Source organism: Microbacterium paulum (assembly GCF_015707995.1).
Taxonomy (GTDB): Bacteria; Actinomycetota; Actinomycetes; order Actinomycetales; family Microbacteriaceae; genus Microbacterium; species Microbacterium paulum.
Map to the genome: position 1 here is coordinate 1 of NZ_JAAGRY010000009.1, position 22,867 is coordinate 22,867.

Genomic DNA, 22,867 nt, shown 5'->3' on the forward strand with positions numbered 1-22,867 from the left:
CGGCGGCCGGCGCAGGCGGGCGATCCGCGCCGGCGGCATCCGACACCGCCGTGCTCGACGCCGCTCCGCACGACGTCGTCGACAGCGCTCCGCCGCTCGACGTGCGTCACGAGCGACCGCGGTCGACGCCTCCCGTGCGGCAGCTCGCGAAGCAGCTCGGGGTCGATCTGGCACTCGTCGAGGCATCCGGGGTCACCGGCGTGATCCGCCGCAACGACGTCGAACGCTTCGCCGCACGTATGGCCCCCGCGACGGGTGCGCCGGTGCCGCAGAGCGGCGCGCCGGTGGCGGACGGGCGCCACGCGCGCACGCCCGAGCGCGAGACCCGCACGCCGATTCGCGGAGTGCGCAAGGCGACGGCCGCCGCGATGGTGCGCAGCGCCTTCACGGCGCCGCACGTGACGTGCTTTCTCGAAGTCGACGTCACCGAGACGACGCGGCTGATCGCGGGGTTGCGCGCCGATCCGCGTCTCGCCGAGCACCGCATCGGCCTGCTCGCCGTGGCGGCGAAAGCAGTGTGCCTCGCTCTTCGGGCCGAGCCCTCCCTCGGGTCGAGCTGGGACGACGAGGCGGGCGAGATCGTCACGCACCACTACGTCAACCTCGGCATCGCGGCGGCGACCGAGCGCGGCCTGATCGTGCCGAACATCCCGGATGCCGAACAGCTCACCCTGCCTCAGCTCGCCGACGCGATCCGCGACCTCGCCGCGATGGCCCGCGCGGGACGGGCGACACCCGCCTCGCTCACCGGCGGCACGTTCTCGATCACGAACTTCGGCGTGTTCGGCGTCGACGCCGGAACGCCGATCCTGAACCCGCCCGAGGCGGGCATCCTGGGCCTCGGCACCGTGCGCCGGCGACCCTGGGAGTTCGAGGGCGAGATCGCGCTCCGCGACATCGTGACCCTCAGCCTGTCGTTCGACCATCGGCTGGTCGACGGCGAGCAGGGCGCGCGTTTTCTCGCCGCGGTCGGCGACGTGCTGCGCGAGCCGGGGCGGGCGATGCTGCTCGCCTGACGGATGCCGGGGGAGCGGGCGTCTGCCCGGGTCGGACGCGAACGGGGCCCCGCGAACCCGGCCCGGCGCCGCGCTCAGTCGGCGCTGAGCGCGGCGAAGGCCATGTCGGCGAGGATGTCGTGCACGGTGTCGTCGGGCGGCGCGTCGCGGAGAGCCCGCACGGAGTGCGGCGTCGAGTTGATGAGTCCGAACCCGGCGTGCGCCCGCACGCGCAGGTCGTCGAGGCTGCGCGTGGGGTGCAGGCGCGCGAGGACGTCGGTCCAGACGTCGACGTACTCGCGTTGCAGCCGCCGCACGCGATGCCGGTCGTCGTCGTCGAGCCGCGCGAGGTCGCGATCGTGCACGCGGATGACGTCGGCGCCCGCCAGGGCGAAATCGACGTGGAAATCGATGAGATCGCGTAAGCGGTCCGTGGCATCCGTCGCGGCTTCGACCACGCGACGGCCGCCGGACAGCAGCTCTTCGCTCGTGCGCACGAGGATCGCGCCGAGCAGCGCGCGCTTGCTGGCGAAGTGTCGATAGACGGCGGGGCCGCTGATCCCCACCGAGGCGCCGAGGTCTTCGAGGCTCACCCCGTCGAAGCCTTCCGCGGCGAACAGCCGCGCGGCCTCGCGCAGCAGATCGTCCTGGCGCCGGGCCTTGGCGCGGCCGCGGCCGCTGAGGGGCGACGGATCGGTGTCGGTCTCGGTGGAGCGCATTGCCATATCAGTTAATCCTCGCTAACCTGGCGTTACTCGGTTAGTGCACACTAACCCGACTCGCGACACCCGGAGAAGCGGCGCCGACGGCCCGTGACCGGATCGTGATCGCCCGCATCGAAGGAGATGACATGGCTGTGCTCGACCTGTCCGCGTACGGACTCACCGACGAACAGCGCGAACTGGCCGGGATGGTGCGCGCCTTCGCCGACGAAGAGGTCGCGCCGCAAGCGTACGAGGCCGATCGCACGAAGACGCTGTCGATGGAGGTCGTCCGCGGCATGGGCGAGCTCGGCCTGTTCGGGCTGCCGTTCCCCGAAGAGGTCGGCGGCCAGGGCGGCGACAGCGTCGCGCTCGGGCTCGCGATCGAGGGCCTCGGCCGCGTCGACCAGTCGGTCGCGATCACGCTCGAGGCGGGCGTGTGCCTCGGCGCCATGCCCGTGTTCCGCTTCGGCACCGACGCGCAGCGCGAGGAGCTGCTGCCCGACCTTCTCTCCGGGCGCGCCCTCGCCGGCTTCGGCCTCACCGAGCCCGAGGCGGGGTCGGATGCCGGTGGCACCCGCACGACCGCGCGGCTCGAGGGCGACGAGTGGGTGATCGACGGGTCGAAGCAGTTCATCACGAACAGCGGCACCCCGATCACTCGCTTCGTGACGGTGACCGCCGTGACCGGGCCGCGCACCGAGGGCGGGCGCGGCGAGATCTCGACGATCATCGTGCCGAACGGCACCCCGGGCTTCACCGTGGGCCCCGCCTACGACAAGGTCGGCTGGCACGCCTCCGACACCCACCCGCTCACCTTCGACGGCGCGCGCGTGCCTGCGGCGAACCTGCTCGGCGAGCGGGGGCGGGGGTTCGCGAACTTCCTCTCCATCCTCGACGAGGGGCGCGTCGCGATCGCGGCCCTCTCGACCGGTGCGGCCGAAGGATGCCTCGAGGCGGCCCTCGACTACGCGAACACCCGGCAGGTCTTCGGGCACGCGCTCGGGTCGCGCCAGGCGATCCAGTTCATGCTCGCGCGCATGCAGCTGCGGGTGCACAACGCGCGCCTGGCGTGGCTGCACGCCGCGCGGCTGCGCGACGCGGGGCGCCCGTTCGGGGCCGAGGCGGCGATCGCGAAGCTCACCGCCTCGGACGCCGCGATGGACAACGCCCGCGACGCCACCCAGATCTTCGGGGGCAACGGCTTCATGAACGAATACCCCGTCGGGCGCCACTACCGCGATGCGAAGATCCTCGAGATCGGCGAGGGCACCACCGAGGTGCAGCTGCTCGTCATCGCCCGTTCGCTGGGCCTCGGCCGGTGACCGGCGGTAGCGTGGCCCTGTGAGCGAGCCCGTGGCCCCGACCGTGACGCAGATCGTGCAGCGCGGGCTCTACGTCGAGGAGTTCGAGGTGGGCGCCGTGTACCTGCACCGGCCCGGCCGCACCGCGACAGAGGCCGACAACGTGCTCTTCTCGACGCTCACGATGAACACGCAGGCGCTGCACCTCGACGCCGCATTCGCCGCCACGCAACCGTTCGGGCAGCGGCTGATGAACTCGATGTGGACCCTCGCCACGATGGTCGGCTCATCGGTCGCGCAGCTCACGCAGGGCACGCTCGTCGCGCAGCTCGGTCTCGGCGACGTGCGCTTTCCGCATCCGCTGTTCGCGGGCGACACCCTCTACACCGAGACCGAGATCACCGAGGTGCGGCTCTCGCGGTCGCGGCCCGGCCAGGGCATCGTCACGATGGCGCACACGGGGCGCAACCAGAACGGCGAGATCGTCGCGCAGGCGACCCGTACGGCGTTGATGTGGTGCCGGCCGGATGCCTCCGAGGCGGGTTCGCCCGAGGCATCCGTGTCGCCCGCGGCATCTGCCTCGCACGCGCCGCGCGCACCGCACGCACCCCAGTCACCGATGGAGGACGCATGAGTTTCACCCTGGGACCGGCCCTGCTGTTCTGCCCGGCCGATCGCCCCGAGCGCTTCGCGACGGCGGCGGCGCGTGCCGACGCGGTAATCCTCGACCTCGAAGACGCCGTGTCGCCGGGCGCGAAGGCCGCGGCGCGCGGCGCACTGATCGATGCGCACCTCGATCCCGCGCGCGTCATCGTGCGGGTGAACGCCCTCGGCACGACCGACTTCGACGTCGACATGGCGACGCTGTCGCAGACCGACTTCCGCCGCATCATGGTGCCCAAGGCCGAGTCGGCCAAGAAGATCGTCCGTATCGACACCCGCTTCGAGGTGATCGCGCTGTGCGAGACGGCGCGCGGCGTCGTCGCGGCCGACAAGCTGGCCGCCGCACCGAACGTCGTCGGGCTCATGTGGGGTGCCGACGATCTCGTCGCCTCGCTCGGCGGCACCGGCAGCCGCAAGAAAGGCGGCGGCTATCGCGATGTCGCCCGCTACGCCCGTGCGCGCGTGCTGATGGCCGCCGGCGCCGAGGGGATCGCGGCGATCGACGCGGTGCACCTCGACATCGCCGACGAACGCGGCCTGCGCCGCGAGGCCGCCGACGCCGCCGCCAGCGGCTTTCAGGCATCCGCGTGCATCCACCCCGCGCAGGTCGAGACGATCCGCGCCGCCTACCGCCCCGACGCGCAGGCCGTCACCTGGGCGCGCGGCGTACTCGCCGCCGCCGAGGGGGAGCGGGGCGTGTTCCGATTCGAGGGCCGCATGGTCGACGAGCCCGTGCTGCGCCACGCCCGTTCGGTGCTCGCCCGGGCCTGACCCCCGCGCCCGGCCTGCGGACGCCGCAACCGCGGAGATCTGCACAACCGCGGATGCCTCGGCGCGAGGCATCCGCAATTACGCGCATCTCCGCGGTTATGCGCACGCGACCTGGTCGAACCCTCTTCCGCCCAAGTCGCAACCGCGGAGATCTGCACAACCGCGGATGCATGGGCGTGAGGCATCCGCAGATACGGGGATCTCCGCGGTTATGCGCACGCGACCTGGTCGAACCCACTCCCGCCCAAGTCGCAACCGCGGAGATCTGCACAACTGCGGACGCCTGGGCGTGAGACATCCGCAGGTACGCGTATCTCCGCAATTGCGCGAAGCGCGGGGTGCGCCGTCCTCGCCGCGCATAACCGCGGAGATCTGCACAACCGCGGATGCCTCGGCGCGAGGAGTCCGCACTACTGCAGAAATCCGCAGAAGCGCAGCAGCCGAAACCAGAAAACCAGGACCCGGCCGCGGTCAGTCGACCGGGACGGCGGCGTACGACAGCACGCCGAGCCGGTCGCGCTCGACGAGGAAGGTGTGGGTCGAGGCGTTCGCGAGACGCTCTCCGGCGAGGGGCAGCGTGTCGCCGCTCGCGTGCCGGATGAGCTGTCCGATCAGCGCGCCGTGCGCCACGGCGATGACGGGAACATCCTGCGGCGCGTGGCTGCGACGCGCATCGCGCACGACCCGGCGAGCCGCAGACACCGCCCGCGCCCGCAGGTGCGGCGTCGACTCGGCCTCGGGCACGTTCTCGCGGTCGAACGCACCGAACCGCTCGAGGTACTCCTCGATCGTCATGCCCTCGGCGACGCCATATGAGCGCTCGCGCAGCTGGGGATAGATGCGCGGGCCGGCGACGCCCAGCGCCTCGGCGATGATCTCGGCGGTTTCGCGCGCCCGACTGAGGTCACTGGATGCCACGACGGGCGCCTGCCCGGCGAAGCGCGCGGCGAGGGCGGCGGCGGTCTCGCGCGCCTGCTCGCGGCCGGTGTCGTTGAGCGGGATGTCGGTCGATCCCTGGATGCGCCGCGCGGCGTTCCAGTCGGTCTCGCCGTGGCGCACGAGAAGCAGAGTCGTCACCGTACGAGCCTACGCGGCCGTGACGGCCGACGATTCGCGCGTGCGCAACCGACCCCGCGTTCAGCTAACGCCGGGCAGTGCTTCGGCGAGCGCCTGCAGCACCTCGGTGGTGCCGGCGTCGATCTTGACCGTCGCGCGCGCGTCGCCGCGGGTCTCTCCCCGGTTGACGATGACCACCGGCAGCTTGCGGCGCCGCGCGCGCTCGAGCAGTCGGATGCCCGAGTTCACCATGAGCGACGACCCGGCCACAAGCAGCGCATCGCTCGCCGCGAGCAGGTGCTCGGCGTCTTCGAAGCGGGTGGGCGGGATGTACTCGCCGAAGAAGACGACCTCGGGCTTGAGCATGCCCTCGCACACGCTGCAGGTCGGCACCACGAACCCGTCGGTCGAGGCGGGGAGCACGTCGCCGTCGGGTCCGAGTTCGACGGCGTCGGGCACCGCGATCCAGGGGTTATCGTGCTCGACGCGGGTCGCGAGGTCGCGGCGGTCGAACACCTGCCCGCAGTGCAGGCAGAGCACGCGGCGCATGGTGCCGTGCAGCTCGACCACGCGTCGCGACCCGGCGCGCAGGTGCAGCCCATCGACGTTCTGCGTGATCACTCCGGTCACGACGCCGGCGGTCTCGAGGGCGGCGAGCGCTTCGTGCCCGGCGTTCGGCCGCGCGGCGGCGAACGTGCGCCAGCCGAGGTGACTGCCCACCCAATAGCGCCGCCGCGACGACTCGTCGGCGAGGAACTGCTGCACCGTCATGGGTGTGCGGGTCGGCGCGCCTTTACCGCGGTAGTCGGGGATGCCCGAGTCGGTCGACACGCCCGCCCCGGTGAGCACGGCGATGCGGCGTCCGGACAGGGCGGTGATCGCGCGTTCGAGCGAGGCGGCGGTCTGCGCGTCGAACTCCAGCACCGTGGTCATGGCACCCCCTCGTCATCGAGCGTACGCCCCCGGCGTTTCGAGGATGTTGCGCGGGCCGTGACAACATGGCGGTATGCCCGTCGTGAGGATCGAAGACCCGTCCGATCCGCGCCTGGTCGATTACCGCGATCTGACCGACGTGGCCCTCCGCCGGCGCACCGAACCCGCCGAGGGGCTCTACATCGCGGAGTCGGCGAAAGTGATCGGTCGCGCGATCGCCGCGGGGCACCGCCCCCGCTCGGTGCTCGTGCAGGAGAAATGGCTGTCGGATGCCGAGGCGCTCGCCCCGGAGGCGCCGATCTACCTCGTCGATGACGATGTCGCCGAGAAGCTCACCGGCTACGCCGTGCACCGCGGTGCACTGGCATCCATGGAGCGCCCCGCGCTGCCCGCGGTCGCCGACGTCGTCGCCGGCGCGCGTCTGGTGCTCGTGCTCGAAGACATCGTCGACCACACCAACGTCGGGGCGGCCTTCCGCGCGGCGGCGGGCCTCGGCGCCGACGCGGTGCTCGTGACGCCGCGGTGCGCCGACCCGCTGTACCGGCGGAGCGTCAGGGTCAGCATGGGCACGGTTTTCCAGGTGCCGTGGACGCGCATTCCGGAGGGCATCGAGGGCGGCTGGAAGGCGGCCCGCGACACGCTCCGCGAGGCGGGGCTGCACGTCGCGGCGCTCGCCCTCGCGGACGACGCCGTGGCGCTGGATGTCTTCGCCGCGGCCCGTCCAGAACAGGTCGCCCTCGTGCTGGGTGCCGAGGGCGACGGCCTGTCGCGGAACGCGCTGGCCTCGGCCGACACGATCGTCACGATCCCGATGGCCGGGGGAGTGGACTCGCTCAACGTCGCTGCGGCGGCCTCCGTCGCGCTCTGGGCGCTCCGCCCCTGAGACCCGCGCGGGGCGGAGCCCACGCGAAGCCAGCACCTTGGTCCGCGGTCAGACCTGCTGCCCGGGCCCGGCCGTGCGGTCGCGCGCGGGCGCTTCGGTCGACACCGGCAGGGCGTCGGGGCGCTTGGCCGAAATGTTGTCGCCCGAGCTCTGGTGGCGCAGGCGCCGCAGCACCCACGGCACCAGGTGCGCACGTGCCCAGACGAAGTCGTTCGTGCGGGCCTCGCGCCACGTGAGGGTGGGCAGCGGGTCGGGCTGCATGGGCTGCAGCTCGTTCGGCACGTTCAGGGCGCGCAGCACCATGCGGGCGATCTCGTGGTGGCCGAGCGCGTTGTAGTGCAGGCGGTCGTCGTCGAAGAAACGCATGTCCTGCACCTCTTTGAGCGCCCACTGGTCGGCGACGATCGCGTCGTAGCGGTCCGCGATGGCGCGGATGTTCTCGTTGTAGATCGCGACACGCCCGCGGATGCCTCGGAAGACGGGCGTGAACTCGGTGTCGACGCCCGTGAACACGACGACCGTGGCGCCCTGCGATGACAGCCGCGCGACGGCGTCTTCGAATTGCAGCGCGACGGCGTCGGGGTCGCCGCCGGGGCGGATCACGTCGTTGCCGCCGGCGGAGAACGTGATGAGGTCGGGGTTCAGCGCGAGAGCGGGTTCGATCTGGTCGGCCACGATCTGCCCGATCAGCTTGCCGCGCACGGCGAGGTTGGCGTAGGCGAAGTCGTCGACTTGCGCGCCGAGCACCTCGGCGACGCGGTCGGCCCAGCCGCGGTGGTCATCGGTCGTGCGCTCGATCGGATCGCCGATGCCCTCGGTGAACGAATCTCCGATCGCTACCATGCGACGCCACGGGTGGGCGCTCTCGTTCGGTACGTACGGCGAGCGATGTTCGTCGGGGGTGGGTTCGTTCCGGCTCATGGTTCTCCTGACTCGGGTCCTTCGAGGCTACCCGGGTCGCGGCGTCCGTTCGCGGCCGCGGTTCAGACCCGGGTGTCGGCGACCTCGTTTAGGGTGGTCACTCGTGACGGCGGACGAGCAGGGGCAGGAGGAGGGCGCTCACCCGACCCAGTTCGGCAGCTTCGCCGCCGAGCACCTGTCTCCCGCGTTCCCGCAGCGCGCGCCGTGGGGAACGGCGCAGAACCTGCGCGCGTGGCAGGCCGAAGCGCTCGAGGAGTACTTCACCCTCGACGGACCGCACGGCCCGGGAAAGGGCCCCCGCGACTTCCTCGCCGCGGCGACCCCCGGCGCCGGCAAGACGACCTTCGCGCTGCGTCTGGCCTCCGAGCTCCTACGCCGCGGCGTGGTCGAGCGCATCGTCGTGGTCGCTCCCACCGAGCACCTGAAGACCCAGTGGGCCGACGCCGCGGCCCGTGTGGGCATCCGACTCGATCCGCGCTTCAGCAACCGGCAGCACACCCACGCCCGGCACTTCCACGGGGTTGCGGTCACCTACGCACAGGTCGCGGTCAAGGCATCCGTGCACCGCCGGCTCGTCGACGAGAAACCGACGCTCGTGATCCTCGACGAGGTGCACCACGGCGGCGACGCGCTCAGCTGGGGCGATGCGCTGCGCGAGGCGTACGGGCGCGCGACTCGGCGCCTGCTGCTGAGCGGCACACCGTTCCGCAGCGACACGGCCCCGATCCCGTTCGTGGAGTACCACCCGAACGAGAAGGGCATCCGGCTGTCGCGCACCGACTACAACTACGGGTACGGCCGCGCCCTCGCCGACGGCGTCGTGCGGCCCGTGCTGTTCCTCGTCTACTCGGGCAAGATGCGCTGGCGCACCAAAGCCGGTGACGAGCTCGAGGCCCACCTCGGGCAGGACAACACGAAAGACGTCACCGCGCAGGCGTGGCGCACGGCCCTCGACCCCGAGGGCGACTGGATTCCCGCGGTGCTGCGCAGCGCCGACCGCCGGCTCAGCGAGGTGCGGCAAGACGTGCCCGACGCCGGCGGACTCGTCATCGCGACCGATCAGACCGCCGCGCGGGCGTATGCCGCGATCCTGCACGGGATCACGGGCGAAGCGCCGACGGTCGTGCTCTCCGACGACAAGGCCGCCTCGGGTCGCATCGAGACGTTCGCGAACGCCACGACCCGGTGGATGGTGGCGGTGCGCATGGTCTCGGAGGGCGTCGACGTGCCGCGTCTCGCGGTGGGCGTCTATGCCACGAGCGCGTCGACGCCGCTGTTCTTCGCGCAGGCCATCGGCCGCTTCGTGCGGGCGCGGCGCCGCGGCGAGGCGGCGTCGGTGTTCCTGCCGAACGTGCCGGTGTTGCTGGGCCTCGCCGGCGAGATGGAGCGCGAGCGCGACCACGCCCTCGACCGTGAGGCGGGCGACGACGACGGGCTCGAGGACACGCTCCTGGCCGAGGCCGAGCGCGAAGACAAGGCATCCGACGACCTCGAGCAGGAGTTCTCGTATCAGGCGCTCGGATCGGTCGCCCACTTCGACCGGGTGCTCTTCGACGGCAAGGAGTTCGGGCAGCTCGCCGTGCCGGGCACGCCCGAAGAGGAGGAGTTCCTGGGCCTGCCGGGCCTGCTCGAACCCGAGCACGTGCACGAGCTGCTCATGCAGCGCCAGGCGCGTCAGGGGCGCCACCGGCGCGTGCGCGAAGCCCGCGAGGGCGCCGCGAGTGTCGGTGAGGCGGCCGGCGAGGTCGGCACGGATGCCTCTGCCGCGGGCGGACTCGATGCGAGCCTGCCCCCGGCCCTGCACCGCACCCTGAAGGAGCAGCGGCAACTGCTGAACAGTCTCGTCGGCCTGTACGCGCGTCAGAGCGGCGAGCCGCACGGGTCGGTGCACGCAGAGCTCCGCCGGGTGTGCGGGGGACCGGAAGTGGCGCGCGCGACGGTCGCTCAACTGCAGGCGCGTATCGAGGTGCTGCGCCGCCGCGTCCACTCCTGACTGGCGGCCGCGGTCGGTCGCACAGGGTGCGCGCGCCCGGGGCGCTTCGGAGGCCCGAAATGCTGGCAATCCGGGCTTCTGGGCGGGTGCGCGTCGCGCGCCTGGGTAGCGTGGGGGAGACAGCGAGGAGAGTCCGTGACCACCACCCGCCCCGAGCCCACACCCGCCGATCGGCGGCGCTGGGCGCGCTATCTGGCCGAGGAACGTGCCGAGGCACAGGTCTACCGTGACCTCGCCCGCCGCCGCGACGGTGAGGAGCGCGACATCCTGCTCGCCCTCGCCGACGCCGAGGGCCGCCACGAGCAGCACTGGCTCGATCTGCTCGGTTCCGAGCCGCAGCGCCTGCCCGCTCCGAGCCTCAACGCGCGCACCCTCGGGTGGATGGCGCGGCGGTTCGGGTCGATCTTCGTGCTCGCGCTCGCGCAGAACGCCGAGCAGCGTTCGCCCTACGACAGCGAGCCCTACGCGACCGCGCAGATGGCCGCCGACGAGAAGGTGCACCGCGAAGTGGTGCGCGGCCTCGCTGCGCGTGGGCGGCGGCGCCTGTCGGGCACGTTCCGCGCTGCCGTGTTCGGCGCCAACGACGGACTCGTCTCGAACCTCGCCCTCGTGATGGGCATCGGCGCGACGGGGGTCTCCGCGCAGTTCGTGCTGTTCAGCGGCATCGCGGGCCTGCTCGCGGGCGCCCTGTCGATGGGAGCGGGTGAGTACGTCTCGGTGCGGTCGCAGCGCGAGATGCTCGATGCCACCGAACCGAGCGACTACGCCGACGCCGCGTTCCCCGATCTCGATCTCGACGCCAACGAGCTGGCCCTCGTCTATCGCACCCGCGGCATGCCCGAAGACGAGGCCGAGGCCCGCGCGCGGCGGGTCATCCAGGCCGCCCACGCGGTCGAAGACGCGCACCCGATCACCGGTCCGGTGGCGGTCAGCGGCGATCACGACGTCGTCGGCAGCGCCCTCGGCGCGGCCGTGTCGAGCTTTCTGTTCTTCGCCTCGGGCGCCATCATCCCCGTGCTGCCTTGGATCTTCGGCCTCAGCGGCACGGCGGCGGTCGTGGTCGCCCTCGTCCTGGTCGGCATCGCTCTGCTCGCCACGGGCGCCATGGTCGGGCTGCTCTCGGGCGCGCCGCCCCTCAAGCGCGGCCTGCGTCAGCTCGCGATCGGTTACGGCGCGGCCGCCGTCACGTACGGTCTCGGATTGCTCTTCGGGGTGTCTGCAGGCTGACGAACTCCGCCCTCGGTTCGAGGTTGCCTCGCAGACGTGGTAATGTCGATCCTCGGTTGCGAAAGCACCGAAACCACTCTGCGCGGGTGGCGGAATAGGTAGACGCGCTAGCTTGAGGTGCTAGTGCCCGTATAGGGCGTGGGGGTTCAAGTCCCCCCTCGCGCACGCGAATGAAATGGCCCCTGACCTGGGATTTAGTTCTCCAGGTTGGGGGTCGTCTTCGTCGGAAGTGCTAGAAAAAGTGCTAAGCGTGGCCGAGATGGGCAGCGAAGCGGGTCACGGCCGACCGCTGCATGGTCGGGGTGACGTGGGAGTAGATGTTCATCGTCGTCGTGATCGTTGAGTGCCCAAGGCGCTCTTGGACGACCTTGGGATGCTCGCCGAGTTCGAGCAGCAGGGTCGCGTGGGTGTGACGCAGCCCCTTGATCGTGACCCGGTGCATGGTGTCGTTCTTCGTGGTGAGCCAGTTCATGCGGCGATCCCAGCGGCTCGTCATCGCGTCGGGTGAGCGCAGCTTCCCGTCGTCGTCGCCGAAGATGTAGGCGTCGGCCTTGGCAAGCTCGAATGCCAGTTCCGCGCGGGCGACCTTGTAGGAGGCGAGCACTTTCAGGGTGTCCTCGTCTACGTCGATCACGCGCGCGTTGCCGGTCTTCGGGGGCTTGGTCTTCGTCCAGTCGTCGGTATCGACCGCGCGGCGGATGCTGACGCGCATCGCCTTGGTGTTGAGGTCGCTCCACTTCAAGGCGAGGGCTTCGCTTCTGCGCATGCCGGTGTAGGCGATGAGCCGCCACAGCGGAAACAGCTCGTCTTCCAACTCGTCGCGGTTCCAGGTGAGGAACGTCTGCAACTGCTCGGCTGTCCAAGTGACGATTTCAGGTTTCTGCGCCCGCACCTCGCTCGTGGTCGGAGGCTTGACGGTGCGCTTCTTCTTCGACGGGTTCACCGTCAAGTGCCCCTCGTCCATCGCCGCATCGAGGATCGCACCCAACACGACATGCACCTTGTGAACCGAGTTCGCAGAGAGCGGTTTGCCCTTGCCGTAGGTGTCCTTGCGGCCCGACTTCTCCAAGTCGCGATAGTGGCGGGCGATCCTGGTGGCGGTGAGCTTGTCGAGCCGGATCGTGCCGAGCTGCGGGCGGATGTGGTTGCGGATGATCTTCTTGTACCCCTTGATCGTGGAGGCCGCGAGCTTCAACCCTGCCGCCCACTCGTCGGCGTAGACGCCGAGTGTGGGTACCTTGTTGCCGAACTTCTCGTTCTGCTTGCGCTGCTTCAACGCCTCCTGCAAGGCGTCGTTCGCTTCGTCGGTGCTGGTGAACCCGGAGCGGGTGAGCCTGCGCGATCCCATCTCGGGGTACTCGGGGTCTTTCAGGACGTAGATCTGGAACCGCCACCGTCTGCCCTTGTCGGTGTCGTAGGCCTGGATCGAGCCGGGCTGCCGGGAGCGCGAACGCCGCTGCTGCTTCTCACCCCCGCCGCTGTGCTCGGGCTGCTTCGTGGTCATGACAGGGTGCTCCTTGCGGTGGTCTGTCCGGGCTGGTGGGTGTCGGCGTAGTTCTCGGTGTAGTCCTTGGCGTTGAACACGCGCCCGGTCGGGTCGATCTGCACGCCCCGCTCGCGGATCACCTGCTCGCGCGCCCTGGCGGTCTGTAGCCGCTCGGTGTAGGCGGCGATGGTCTTGGGGTTCGCTCGCGGCTTCTCGGGGTCGTCCGGGTCGGGAGCGGTCATGCCCGCGAGCGTGGTTTCGAGGTAGTGGATGCGGTCGGTGCAGATCACCCATTCCTGCTGCCAGTAGTTGAACAGCCCCTCATCGGTGAGCACGAGTTCCCCGCGCATCCACCTGTCGATCTCTTCCGGCTCGTACCCCTCCGGTACGCCCGTGAGCGTTGTCTGCTCGTCCGGGGGCGTCAAGAGCGCGGCCGGGGTGGTGCGCAGCAGATGGGCGATCACGGTCAGGTCGTCCACGTCCACGCGGCGATCCCCGGCCTCCAACTTGCTGATGCCCGAGGTGGAGAGCTTGCGCCCGGCCGCTTTCAGGCCCTCGGACATGGTGCGCAAGTCCATGCCGATCGCTTGGCGAGCCGCGCGGATGTTCTGCGCGACGTGCGCGTTCGTGGTCCCTGCGGGGTTGCCCCGCACTCTTTCTCTTTCCATAGTAGAAATCTACAGTGCGATACTTGACAACGCAAGTGTGATTCTCTACGGTGTAAAGAACCACATTTCTCGGCGCTGACACGAACGGACGGTGTGATGATGCGGCAGAGCACCCTCGACATGGACGACCTCCGCAAGCGGCGCAGCCTCGTCATCACCCGCAAGGAAGCCGCCGAAGCCCTCGGCGTCGATCCCCGCACGATCACCACGAGCATCAACGAGGGCACCATCCCGCACGTCAAGCTCGGGCGGCGCATCGTGATCCCGCGAGAGAAGTTCCTCGCACTCTTCACCAGCGCCCCGAGCGAGAGCAGCGAGTCCTGATGCTCCATCGCCCGTTGTGCCGAATCGGCACCCCCGTGCCCTGCTTCCATGTGAATGTCGGCCAAGCGCCGTAAACTAGCCCAAGAACGCCGACCACAAGGAGGCACCCGCATGGCTACGAAGACTCGCGTATCCGAGGCGCACGTTCAGCGCGTCCTCGCGGAAGTGCAGGCCGGGCAGCAGACCGCTGGAGAGGCAATGTCGCCCGAGGGCCTGGAACTGCTGGCGCGGCAGGTGCGGGGCGAGGTCACCGCTGACGAGGCTGTGGCCGAGGTGATCGCACGGGCCGAGGCTCGTTTCGCTCCTGCGCGGTAGCTCGCGCTCATGCCGGATCACTACACCTATCCGGGCTCTGATGTTCTGGTCAACAAGCTCGGCATCACGGACTATGAGCACTGGAAGTTCGTGGAAACCGAGGTCATCGGCCAGCGCATGGGTGAACTCCGCGAACACCCGATCCCCGGCAGCTACGACCTCCCTCATCTGCTCGCGATCCATCGGCACCTGACCCGCGACCTGTACGACTGGGCGGGCGAGATCAGAGATACCGACACCCACCCCGGCGGCACCGGCATCATCCACTGCCGCCCGCAGTTCATCGTCGGCGAGGCCGAGCGCGTCTTCGGACAGCTCGCCGCCCGCGACCACCTGCGCGGCCTCGACGCCGATGCGTTCTCCGACGGGCTCGCCTGGGTGTGGGGCGAGACGACTACCGGTGGAAGTGCATTATCCGAGTGAGAACTATCCGCCTTGTCTGAGGTCAGCTCGATGAGTTGATCGGGACGAGGCAGTCAACCTCGCCCTCGCGGCGGTAGTACTCGATGTGTGGCCGTTCAGGGTCGTGGTTTGCGTGTTTGAAGAGCGCGTCGAATGCTGGGGCGATGTCCTCGTAGATGGACGGTGCGCTGCCGCGCAGGCGCAGGCGCAGATAGCTGCCGCCTGGGATCACGGTCTCGTCGAGACCGAGTGGATTGTCGTGGTCTCGATCGAGACGCGCGGAGGACAGCCGATAGACATCGTCTTGGCCGTAGAACAGTCCCATCATTCTGCGGCCCTGTAGCGAGTCGAAGGAGCCCTCGAAGTCGGGCCAGGAGGCTTGGATCGCCGCGATATCGAGGGCGACGTCACGACTCAGGGCAGGGGTATCGTCAAGCTCGATGACGTCGATCCGGCCGAGGTCATGGTTCGTGGGGTAGTCGGTCATGGGTTCCTGTCTACTGGATTTTCGGGCCTTTTCTCAACGCGGCTGGTGCCGTGCCGCGCAGGGCGGGGTAGTCGCCACGGGTGCTGCCGGAGAGGCGGGCATAGTTCTCGAAGGTGGCGACGCTGAAGTCGAGCATGTCTGCGAGGACTTTCGCTGGGACCGCTCCTGCGAGGCGGAATCGGGCGATGTTCTGCAACTCGGAGATGGAGACGCCGAACGGGCGGAGTCGGCGATTGAGATACTGCGGGTCACGCGGCTGGCCGGGCCGTAGGCCGGGGAAGAGCCAGCCATCGGGCGTTGGCTCCGCGAGGAGATCGAGTTGTTCCCTGGCGAGGATGGCGATCGGATCGGAGAGCGCGAGTGGGCGGTCTCCGATGAGGAGGTCGAGGGAAGCGTCTCGATCCCGGAGCTGGTTGCGGCGCAGGAGGAGAACCTTGCTGGCCGGGAGCCCGTAGACGGCGATCAGCAGCGATGCGAGGCGGGCATCGAGCGCGATGGTGCGATCCGTCGCGAGGATGCGGATGACGTGTTCGAGCTGTTCTTCGGAGGTGCTGATCGTCGGTTCTCGACGTGGGAGCGTCGCGATGCCGAGGTCTGGTGTGATGTCTCGTTCGGCGGCCCAGGCGAGGAACTGCGGGAGCCAACGGCGGGCGGTGCGAAGGGTGATGAACTCTTCGATCTGCGCCTGGGTGAGGGAGGCCAGGGGCGTCTGCTGTTCTTCGATCCACGTGAGGAAGGCGACCAGGCCACGCAGGGATGCTTTGACGTGCCGGGCGGCTCCGATGGGGATGTCGCCGGAGTCGTTTCGGCTGGCGCGGCGGAGAAGTACCCATCGGGTGTAGGTGCGCAGCATCTGGTGATGCTCGGCCGGTGCCTCGCTGATGGTCTGCGCCGCCCAGGCCATCAGCTGCCTCGTGGCGGCCGTGTCGCGGGGAAGGGCACCGGCGTCGAGGAGCAGCGTCCGCAGGTAGATCAACGGCTTACTCGGCCGCGGCGTGTCGAGCACCGCGTCGATTGACGCTCGCCCGGAGGCGATGTCGCGCAGCAGGTCCGTGCTTGGCCCCATGCGCAGCCACTTGATGACCTGAGCCGGACGGGGCTGGGCGAGCAGGTAGTCGCGCAGTGCCTGCATCGGAGGAAGGAACTCACCGTCGGGTCCGGTGAGGATGTCGTCGCAGCGGTCGCTGAGCGCGCACTTCCCGCAGAGGCGACCGTAGTTGTGTTCTTCGCTGCCGCAGCGGCGGCAGGCGTATCGAGGAGGCTGCCCGGCGCAGGCCGCGCAACAGGGGTGGTCGTCCTCGCTGAGGAACGCGAGGATGCGCTTCTGGCCGCATCCGGGGCAGGGTGCGGCGTTGCGGAGGATGCGGTTGTGGCAGGCGAAGCAGTGCGGGCCGTGCAGGATCGTCGCGGCGATCTTCTTCTGCTGCCCGCAGGAGACGCAGCGACGCAGGCGTGGCGGCAGGCAGTTCAGGCAGACCCGTCGCCCGTCGACGCGCCCAACGGTGGTGACGGTCTTCCCGCAGCTCTCGCAGGCGAACGTCGGGATGCCCTCTGGGCCGCAGCGCTGGCAGACGCGCTGCCCGTCGGCGTTGATCGCGGTGAGCTTCTTCATTCGCAAGCACTGGGCACATTCACCATAGGAGCGGCGCTGAGTGCATCGGAAACACTCACGCTCACCGTGCTCGTTGCGGGCCTTGACGACCTTCCTCGTGCGGCAGGAGGGGCAGAGCGGCAGGCCGATGCCCGTCGCGCCGTCGCGGGCGAGGCTCGCCAGCAGCATCTGCACCTCCCTCAACGTTTCAGCGTGCAGTTCATGGGGATCGAACTGCTCGCTGGTCAGCAGCCGCAGCGCCCCGTTCCGCGCGCCTGCTCGCACGATTTTCTCCGCTGCGTCGATGACGACCTGTTCGGGCGCGATCACGCCCTTGACGGCCAGTGCGGCCGCGACGCGAAGCCCGAACACTCCATCCGGCTGTGGGGTGCCGCGCGGGATCGTCACGGTTTCGGACGTGTGATTCGCGCGGGGACGGGACGCAGATCACCGATGTCTTCGATCCGCCCGCCCGTGCCCGTCGCTTCAGCAGGCCGCGCGGCGACCTGTTCGAGGACGAGCAGGTCGCTGGGGGTGCAGTCCAGGATCGTGCAGAGCGCGGCGAGGACCTCGACGTTGAGCCGTTGCGGGGTCTGCGTGACCAGCCGGAACACCTGCTCGCGGGAGAGCGCGACGCCCTCGGCTTTCAGCGGTTCGAGGAGGTCGGTGGTCTTGAACATGCCCCGCTCGGCCATCAGCGTGCGCAGCCGCCAGGTGATCGTCTTCGTCGTCATCAGGTGCTTCCTTCCGGGAAGTAGAACTTGTCTATCGCCGCCGCCAGGACGCGGTTGCGGTAGTCGTCGGTCACCGAGGTGTAGATCGCTGTCGTCGACGCGTAGGCGTGCCCGACCTGGGTTTGCACGAACTGCTCCGCGTAGCCCAGCTCAATGAGGTGCGTCACGTAGGAGTGCCGCAGGCTGTGCAGGGTCAGCTCGGCCGGCAGCTCGGCCTCGTCGCGGAGCTGCGCGAACCGGCGGTCGAGGTAGCGGTCACCGACACGGGTGCCGCGCTCGGTCGGCCAGAGCCCCGGGTGATTGCCGGGATTGAACCTCTCCCGAACCTGCTCGACGTAGACGCGCAGTCCGTTGATTGCCCAGTCGAACTCCGGGAGGGACAGCACCGACCGGCGCTTGGGGATCGACCCCTTTGAGGACTTCCCGTGCCGCACGTGCAGCAACCCGAACCGACCCCACTGCGGTGTCTTCGCGTTCGTCCGCAGATCGACCACATCCAAGCCCAGCACCTCGCGGCGGCGCAGCCCCCACGCATAGGTCGTCTTCAGCAGCTGGGCATCTCGCAGCGCGGCCAGCGCGCCCTTGCGGCCCTGCCGCCGCAGCGTCTCCACGCGAGCGTCCGCGACAGCAAACAGCGCGTCCAGCTCGTCGTAGTCCAGCGGCCGCCGACCCGGCGTGCCCTCGAAGTCGACGGTGTGCGCGACCGTGTTCCACTCGAAGCACACCTGCGTCGGCACCGACCCGAACCGAGACCGGCACTCTGCGACCCAGCCGTAGCGCTGGTCGGTGATGAAGTCGCAGAACGCGCGCAACGTCAGGTGATAGATCCGCACCGTCGAGCGCGACAACGGGCGTGGCCCGCTGAACAGGCTCGTGGTGAAGTCCTCGACGTCACCGGGCAGCCATTCCCACGGGTACGAGTCCGCGAACCGTTGAAACCGCTCCACCTGCCAGCGCCGCATCTGGATCGTCTGCGTGGCCAGACCGCGACTCGTCTGCTGGCGGGAGAACCCATCGAGCATGCCACTGAATACCGCAGCGTCCTCGTGCAACGGCACGACGCCCGGCTGCCGAAGCAGCAACACCTCCGCATCCTCACTCACCCCATCATTATTGCATCTAACGCAACGCTATGATGGATGACATGGGTCACGACACGAACCAAACCCTCGGGGAGTCGCCCGGAATCGTACGGCCGAGCGCTACTCGCGGGCACTTGTGCACCCCACTCCACGGATACGCTGGCAAGCGGACGCGATCATGGCGACCCGGAGGCCCGGAAACCCGCGGAACCACCGCATGTTGCATCAGATCGAAAAGTTCTCGGTTCTCGATCCACGCGACCCGCGACGTGAACACAAGAAGCCAGCACGTCTTCTTCAACCAACTCGCCCGCAATGCCGGATGGGTGATCGACTGGTCGCAGATTCCCGGCGACGTGTTCGCCCACGCCCGCACCCTCGCCATCGTTCAAGACCACTCAGGCCTGGACGCGCTGCTCCGCCCAAACCTCGTCACCGTCCAGGACGCCGAACAGCACGACCGGCTGATGGGGCTGCTGGACGAGCACGCCCAGGGTTTCACGACACGTCAGAGCACCCGCGACCCTGCCCTGCTCGACCACGAGCTGGACGCCGCCCGCGAACACCGCCGCACCCTGCCTCCGCCAGATGCGTTCGGACACGACGACTCGCCTGGCAGCGGGCGTAGCGGCCCGAGCCTCGGACGGTAGCCGAGGGCAAGGGCGCGACAAGCCCGCGGCAGCCCGACCGTGCTGGCTTACAAGCCGCGCGCCGGGCCGTCTTGTCGAGGTGCACTGCGATGCTGCTGGTCGAAGTCATGCAGCCTGGCGCGTTCCCGCTCCACCCGCTGGGCCTCGCGTGCGGCCTGTGCTGCGCGGGTCTGCTCGATCCTCCCGACTGCCTCGGCAGGCGTGAGGGAGCGCAGCAGCTCGGCTTCCTTGCGCGCTCGCCTCGCCGTCTGCGCCGCGCTTGCGGCCTGTCGTGCAGAGTTCGTACCGAGGTACGCCTGCCGATTGCGGCTCACCGTCTCCGCACCGAACACCCGCGCGAACGCCGCGAGTCGTGCGGTCTGCGCTCGCTCTGGTCTGCTCAGCATCGCGTCGCGTGCCGCCCGGTGCTCCTGCTCGGCGTCGATCACACGCGGGTCGTTCTCGATCCGGGGCCGGGTGACTCGCTCCACCCAGGCGTCGGCACGTTCGTTCCACTTCGGCGGCTCACCCCACTCGTTCGTCAACTGCTGGCGCGCTTCGCGGGTTCGGGCCTGGGCGTTCTCGTGCTCGTCGCGGGCGCGGCGCTTCCCGAACCATGACACCGCCCGCACCTGCTCGCCTGCCGCCTGCTCGGCGGCGTCGGCCTGCTCCCACTCGGTGAGTGCCGCTCTCGCCGCGGAGACGAGGGGCGCGGTCACCTCGGCGCGCACCTGCTCGGAACGCTGCCGCGCGGTCTGCTCGGTGGCGCGTGCGTTCTCGCGTAGTGCCGTCTCGCGGTCGCTGAGGTCGGCAAGGGCGGCGCTGACCTGTTGCCAGCGTGCCGCCTGCGCCTCAGCCGTTGCCGCACGCTTGTCGAGCGCCGCTATCTCGTCGCTCACGAACCGCACGGGGCCGTTCTCGACCAACCCGGCCACTTCCTCGACGGCTCGGCGGGTAGCGTCGGCAAGTCCGCGGTCGGCGCGGTCGCGCTCCATCGCCTCGATGAACTGCGCCCTGGCGTCGGTCAGGTTCCCGGCGACGACATGCAGCACGTTCGACTCTCGCCCGCGGGTCATGCCGACGTACACACCTGCGGCACTGGTGGCATCGGTGAGGATCGTGTGCGACCCCGCGACGGTTGCGCCCTGCACCCCGTAGGCGGTCACCGCATACGACAGGTGCGCGTGCTCGGCCACATACTCAGCGGGGAGCCTGACGGTGCGCTGCCGCTTCCGCCCGCTCCCGGCCTCGCGCACGGAGACCGCGCCGTCGTCCTCGACGCGCTGCACGACCCATTGCTGCCGATTCGCCACCCCCACATCGGCGTTGTTCTTCCGCGTCTGAATCACATCCCCGGCCCCGATAGGCAGGCCGTCGTTCCCGTACACGGTCGTCGTGTCGTCGACGACACCTTGCGAGACTCGCTCCTCGCGGATGCGGGCGTTGATAGTACGGGCCTCATCGTTCGTGCTGACGGTGACGGCCTCGCCATCCTGCCGCTCCTGGGCGATATGCTCGCGCGCCTCGTCGCCGCTCTCGTGCAGACGGATCAGCCCGAGGCTGGCGAGCTGGTCGAACACCTCGCCGGGGTCGCGTCCGTCGCGCATCCGTAGCGTGACCTCGGCGTAGGCGGGGTCGGTGAAGCGGTGCACCTCGGCCATATCGAACGTGCGCCCCCGAATGTGCGCGGCCATATCGAGCACCCCGCCACGACCAACTGCGGCGAGCTGCGCGCGATCCCCGACCAGTGCGACCGTCGCGCCCGCCTCGGCGGTGACGGTCAGGAGGGCGATTGCGGTGTCTTGGTCGAGCATCCCGGCCTCGTCCACGATCACCCGCTCACCCCGCGCGAGCCGTGCGTCCTTGGACGGGCCGCGATAGGTGCGCCCCGTCTCCGAGTCGGTGTCGCCCGGTACGAGGCGCGTCCATACGCCGTCGCTGTTCCACCGCCACCCGTGGGCATGCACGAGCGCCGCAACACTGGTCGCGGGCACCCCGAGTTCATCGTGCGCGACCTGAGCGGCGCGCAACGTCGGCGCAACCACCCGCGACGCCCGCCCATGCTGCGCCGCGACCTCGATTGCGACGCCGAGCATGGTGGTCTTGCCCGCCCCGGCTGCGCCCTCCACGATCACGAGCGGATCACTCGATGCGACCGCTGCGGCGGCGCGCTCCTGCCCCGCATCGAGACCCCGCGCCCTTGCCGCGTCGCGCACGTCCGGGTGCCTCGGCTCCCGCTTCGGCACTCGTGCGGTCAGGATGTCGCGCAGTTCCGTCTCGGCCTGCACCACCCTGAGCGACGTGAGGTGCGCCACATGCTCCGGCGTCGGTGCGCCGTGCGGGAGGATCGAGAGGCAATCCTCCATCGCCAGGGCGGTTGCGATGCGCAGGAACTCGCGTATCTCTTCGGGTGCTGCTTGCACGCCGTACTCGGTCATGATCCGGGTCGCGTGCTCCTGCACCGTGTGCCGCGTCCACGCCGAACCCCCTGCCGCGCAGCGATCCAGCGCCCTGCTTGCGACGGTCTGCACGGAGAGGTCATCCAGCGACGCCGGCACACGACGCACAGGCCGGCGCAAGGTCTCGGGGTCGTAGCCGGCGTCGCGTAGCTCGGTCACCCAGGCGTGTTCTTCGCGGAGGGTGGTGGGCTTCTTCGCTGGCCGCTCATACGCCCACGCTTTCGCCGCGAGCCGGGCGGGGACGACCGGCCCCATCGCCTCGCCCGGATGCGCCGCCTCCCACTCCGCTTCGAGCCGTTCGAGATGCTTGCGTACTTGCTCGCCCCGCTTGCTCATCACACCGTTGAACCGCTCGATCTCGACCACCTCGCCCGATACCGGATCGAGGGTGAGGCCGTGCCGATCCAGCACCTCCGCAAGCTCCGGGTGCGCGGCGATGACGGCGGTGCCGAGGGCGCGGATCGCGCCTTGCTGCTTGAACAGCGCCGCCGTGTCCAGCGCCCGCCACTTCCCTGCCGCCCATACTCGTGTGCCGATCTGGAAGTGGATATGCCGGTGCGGATCACCCGCCCGACTGCTGCGGTGCGACACCGCTACCGTCTGCAACTGCTCGACGGGCACAACCTCCTGCTTGCCGCGCGGCCCGACACGGGTCACAGAGTGCTGTGCGAGCCACCGTTGAATCTCGCCCACGGCGTCCTGCTGCGCCAGTTCGAAAGCATCAGAGACTTCGGGGTGGAGCGCGGCGGCGATCGAGAGCGACTTCGGGGCGTTCACCACCATCTCCGCAAACCTGGGCGAGCCCTGCCGCCCTTCCCCCGGCAATCGTGGCTTGCCCATCGACTCACCCGTGACCGGGTTCGTCCAGTCCACCCAGCCCGCGTACACCTCTGGTTCCAGTCCGAGTGTGGCGGTCACGTTCCCGGCACCGTCGAGCGCGGTGAACTCCGCCACGGAAGTCTCTGCGCCGAGGTAGTAGTCATCGGCGCGGGAACGGTCGGCCTCGACATAGCGGCGCGCATCGGCCCCGGTTCCCCGGAACAGGATCACACCGCCGCGCATATGAATCACCGCCTGATGTTTCTTGTATAGAAACTGATGTATCTACCACGGTAGCATACGTCCATTCGGAAGAGAGCGTGAGAGCTCTGTGAGGTCCAGAGAGCGGGACGATCGGAGGATCGGTCCGTAGCGTCGAGATGGAAGCAGGATCGGATGGTGCGGGCTTGGTGAGGATGACGAG

Annotated in this window: 22 protein-coding genes and 1 tRNA gene; 12 read left to right on the plus strand and 11 right to left on the minus strand. The window is 69.6% G+C overall.

Translation table 11 applies throughout. The annotated features are described in order from the left end of the window. Nucleotides 1-1,016, plus strand: a 1,016-nt coding sequence (locus G3N18_RS03610) for a dihydrolipoamide acetyltransferase family protein (RefSeq protein WP_196382948.1), incomplete at its 5' end; no start/stop codon positions are given. A 74-nt stretch (nt 1,017-1,090) separates the two neighbouring features. Here the strand turns inward: G3N18_RS03610 and G3N18_RS03615 are convergent. After that, nucleotides 1,091-1,720: a TetR/AcrR family transcriptional regulator gene (locus tag G3N18_RS03615; protein ID WP_230403834.1), complete on the minus strand. Its 630-nt coding sequence runs from the start codon at nt 1,718-1,720 to the stop codon at nt 1,091-1,093. Between the two features lie 125 nt (nt 1,721-1,845). On the opposite strand from G3N18_RS03615, the gene G3N18_RS03620 reads away from it, so the two are divergent. The 3 genes from G3N18_RS03620 to G3N18_RS03630 are packed head-to-tail and all read left to right on the plus strand — an operon-like array spanning nt 1,846 to nt 4,434. Beyond that, complete coding sequence (locus tag G3N18_RS03620; RefSeq protein WP_196382949.1) at nt 1,846-3,021, plus strand: acyl-CoA dehydrogenase family protein; 1,176 nt, start codon at nt 1,846-1,848, stop codon at nt 3,019-3,021. A 19-nt stretch (nt 3,022-3,040) separates the two neighbouring features. After that, nucleotides 3,041-3,634, plus strand: a complete 594-nt coding sequence (locus G3N18_RS03625) for a MaoC family dehydratase (protein WP_196382950.1) — start codon at nt 3,041-3,043, stop codon at nt 3,632-3,634. After that, nucleotides 3,631-4,434, plus strand: coding sequence for an HpcH/HpaI aldolase/citrate lyase family protein (locus G3N18_RS03630; protein WP_196382951.1), 804 nt, complete (start codon nt 3,631-3,633; stop codon nt 4,432-4,434). The genes G3N18_RS03625 and G3N18_RS03630 overlap by 4 nt, the downstream gene beginning before the upstream one ends. 471 nt (nt 4,435-4,905) lie before the next feature. On the opposite strand, the gene G3N18_RS03635 is transcribed toward G3N18_RS03630, so the two are convergent. After that, on the minus strand, nt 4,906-5,511 hold the full coding sequence (locus G3N18_RS03635) for a histidine phosphatase family protein (protein ID WP_196382952.1): 606 nt from the start codon (nt 5,509-5,511) through the stop codon (nt 4,906-4,908). 60 nt (nt 5,512-5,571) lie between these two features. Next, on the minus strand, nt 5,572-6,423 hold the full coding sequence (locus G3N18_RS03640; RefSeq protein ID WP_196382953.1) for a Sir2 family NAD-dependent protein deacetylase: 852 nt from the start codon (nt 6,421-6,423) through the stop codon (nt 5,572-5,574). Nucleotides 6,424-6,496: 73 nt separating this feature from the next. Between G3N18_RS03640 and G3N18_RS03645 the strand changes: the two genes are divergently transcribed. Continuing rightward, nucleotides 6,497-7,306, plus strand: coding sequence for a TrmH family RNA methyltransferase (locus G3N18_RS03645; protein WP_196382954.1), 810 nt, complete (start codon nt 6,497-6,499; stop codon nt 7,304-7,306). A gap of 48 nt (nt 7,307-7,354) precedes the next feature. On the opposite strand, the gene G3N18_RS03650 is transcribed toward G3N18_RS03645, so the two are convergent. After that, nucleotides 7,355-8,227: an SGNH/GDSL hydrolase family protein gene (locus G3N18_RS03650; protein ID WP_196382955.1), complete on the minus strand. Its 873-nt coding sequence runs from the start codon at nt 8,225-8,227 to the stop codon at nt 7,355-7,357. 103 nt (nt 8,228-8,330) lie between these two features. On the opposite strand from G3N18_RS03650, the gene G3N18_RS03655 reads away from it, so the two are divergent. The 3 genes from G3N18_RS03655 to G3N18_RS03665 all read left to right on the plus strand — a co-directional run bounded on the left by G3N18_RS03655 (nt 8,331) and on the right by G3N18_RS03665 (nt 11,612). Beyond that, nucleotides 8,331-10,220, plus strand: coding sequence for a DEAD/DEAH box helicase family protein (locus tag G3N18_RS03655; protein ID WP_196382956.1), 1,890 nt, complete (start codon nt 8,331-8,333; stop codon nt 10,218-10,220). Nucleotides 10,221-10,355: 135 nt separating this feature from the next. After that, on the plus strand, nt 10,356-11,447 hold the full coding sequence (locus G3N18_RS03660) for a VIT1/CCC1 transporter family protein (protein WP_196382957.1): 1,092 nt from the start codon (nt 10,356-10,358) through the stop codon (nt 11,445-11,447). A gap of 80 nt (nt 11,448-11,527) precedes the next feature. Then, nucleotides 11,528-11,612, plus strand: a tRNA-Leu gene (locus G3N18_RS03665). A gap of 79 nt (nt 11,613-11,691) precedes the next feature. On the opposite strand, the gene G3N18_RS03670 is transcribed toward G3N18_RS03665, so the two are convergent. Both G3N18_RS03670 and G3N18_RS03675 read right to left on the minus strand, forming a co-directional pair. Continuing rightward, nucleotides 11,692-12,951 carry a tyrosine-type recombinase/integrase gene (locus tag G3N18_RS03670; RefSeq protein ID WP_176387213.1) on the minus strand — a complete coding sequence of 420 codons (1,260 nt, stop codon included), beginning with the start codon at nt 12,949-12,951 and terminating at the stop codon, nt 11,692-11,694. Then, a complete protein-coding gene (locus tag G3N18_RS03675) occupies nt 12,948-13,586 on the minus strand; it encodes a helix-turn-helix domain-containing protein (RefSeq protein ID WP_196382958.1) in 639 nt (212 codons plus the stop codon). The genes G3N18_RS03670 and G3N18_RS03675 overlap by 4 nt, the downstream gene beginning before the upstream one ends. 114 nt (nt 13,587-13,700) lie before the next feature. On the opposite strand from G3N18_RS03675, the gene G3N18_RS03680 reads away from it, so the two are divergent. The 3 genes from G3N18_RS03680 (at nt 13,701) to G3N18_RS03690 (ending at nt 14,663) form a co-directional block, all read left to right on the plus strand. Beyond that, nucleotides 13,701-13,925, plus strand: a complete 225-nt coding sequence (locus G3N18_RS03680; protein ID WP_087015201.1) for a helix-turn-helix domain-containing protein — start codon at nt 13,701-13,703, stop codon at nt 13,923-13,925. Nucleotides 13,926-14,036: 111 nt separating this feature from the next. Continuing rightward, nucleotides 14,037-14,240 (plus strand): hypothetical protein, encoded by a 204-nt coding sequence (locus G3N18_RS03685; RefSeq protein ID WP_087015143.1) that lies wholly within the window; start codon nt 14,037-14,039, stop codon nt 14,238-14,240. Between the two features lie 9 nt (nt 14,241-14,249). Continuing rightward, nucleotides 14,250-14,663: a Fic/DOC family protein gene (locus tag G3N18_RS03690; protein WP_196382959.1), complete on the plus strand. Its 414-nt coding sequence runs from the start codon at nt 14,250-14,252 to the stop codon at nt 14,661-14,663. 22 nt (nt 14,664-14,685) lie between these two features. On the opposite strand, the gene G3N18_RS03695 is transcribed toward G3N18_RS03690, so the two are convergent. From G3N18_RS03695 to G3N18_RS03710, 4 genes are read right to left on the minus strand one after another with little or no spacing between them, the layout of a single operon-like run. After that, nucleotides 14,686-15,129, minus strand: a complete 444-nt coding sequence (locus G3N18_RS03695; protein ID WP_196382960.1) for a GyrI-like domain-containing protein — start codon at nt 15,127-15,129, stop codon at nt 14,686-14,688. Between the two features lie 10 nt (nt 15,130-15,139). Further along, complete coding sequence (locus G3N18_RS03700; RefSeq protein WP_196382961.1) at nt 15,140-17,128, minus strand: hypothetical protein; 1,989 nt, start codon at nt 17,126-17,128, stop codon at nt 15,140-15,142. Beyond that, nucleotides 17,125-17,454 (minus strand): helix-turn-helix domain-containing protein, encoded by a 330-nt coding sequence (locus G3N18_RS03705; RefSeq protein WP_196382962.1) that lies wholly within the window; start codon nt 17,452-17,454, stop codon nt 17,125-17,127. Before G3N18_RS03705 ends, G3N18_RS03700 begins: the two co-directional genes overlap by 4 nt. Next, nucleotides 17,454-18,557, minus strand: a complete 1,104-nt coding sequence (locus G3N18_RS03710) for a tyrosine-type recombinase/integrase (RefSeq protein ID WP_338038229.1) — start codon at nt 18,555-18,557, stop codon at nt 17,454-17,456. The genes G3N18_RS03705 and G3N18_RS03710 overlap by 1 nt, the downstream gene beginning before the upstream one ends. 248 nt (nt 18,558-18,805) lie before the next feature. Between G3N18_RS03710 and G3N18_RS03715 the strand changes: the two genes are divergently transcribed. Beyond that, nucleotides 18,806-19,186, plus strand: coding sequence for a hypothetical protein (locus tag G3N18_RS03715; RefSeq protein ID WP_196382963.1), 381 nt, complete (start codon nt 18,806-18,808; stop codon nt 19,184-19,186). A 47-nt stretch (nt 19,187-19,233) separates the two neighbouring features. Here the strand turns inward: G3N18_RS03715 and mobF are convergent, their stop codons facing one another. After that, nucleotides 19,234-22,686: a MobF family relaxase gene (mobF, locus tag G3N18_RS03720; protein ID WP_196382998.1), complete on the minus strand. Its 3,453-nt coding sequence runs from the start codon at nt 22,684-22,686 to the stop codon at nt 19,234-19,236. Nucleotides 22,687-22,867 lie beyond the last annotated feature (181 nt).

Coding starts and splice junctions, on each gene's coding strand:
- G3N18_RS03615 (WP_230403834.1), bottom strand. CDS start 1,720: ATGGCAATGCGCTCCACCGAGACCGACACCGATCCGTCGCCCCTCAGC.
- G3N18_RS03620 (WP_196382949.1), top strand. CDS start 1,846: ATGGCTGTGCTCGACCTGTCCGCGTACGGACTCACCGACGAACAGCGC.
- G3N18_RS03630 (WP_196382951.1), top strand. CDS start 3,631: ATGAGTTTCACCCTGGGACCGGCCCTGCTGTTCTGCCCGGCCGATCGC.
- G3N18_RS03640 (WP_196382953.1), bottom strand. CDS start 6,423: ATGACCACGGTGCTGGAGTTCGACGCGCAGACCGCCGCCTCGCTCGAA.
- G3N18_RS03645 (WP_196382954.1), top strand. CDS start 6,497: ATGCCCGTCGTGAGGATCGAAGACCCGTCCGATCCGCGCCTGGTCGAT.
- G3N18_RS03650 (WP_196382955.1), bottom strand. CDS start 8,227: ATGAGCCGGAACGAACCCACCCCCGACGAACATCGCTCGCCGTACGTA.
- G3N18_RS03670 (WP_176387213.1), bottom strand. CDS start 12,951: ATGACCACGAAGCAGCCCGAGCACAGCGGCGGGGGTGAGAAGCAGCAG.
- G3N18_RS03680 (WP_087015201.1), top strand. CDS start 13,701: ATGCGGCAGAGCACCCTCGACATGGACGACCTCCGCAAGCGGCGCAGC.
- G3N18_RS03685 (WP_087015143.1), top strand. CDS start 14,037: ATGGCTACGAAGACTCGCGTATCCGAGGCGCACGTTCAGCGCGTCCTC.
- G3N18_RS03690 (WP_196382959.1), top strand. CDS start 14,250: ATGCCGGATCACTACACCTATCCGGGCTCTGATGTTCTGGTCAACAAG.
- G3N18_RS03695 (WP_196382960.1), bottom strand. CDS start 15,129: ATGACCGACTACCCCACGAACCATGACCTCGGCCGGATCGACGTCATC.
- G3N18_RS03705 (WP_196382962.1), bottom strand. CDS start 17,454: ATGACGACGAAGACGATCACCTGGCGGCTGCGCACGCTGATGGCCGAG.
- mobF (WP_196382998.1), bottom strand. CDS start 22,686: ATGCGCGGCGGTGTGATCCTGTTCCGGGGAACCGGGGCCGATGCGCGC.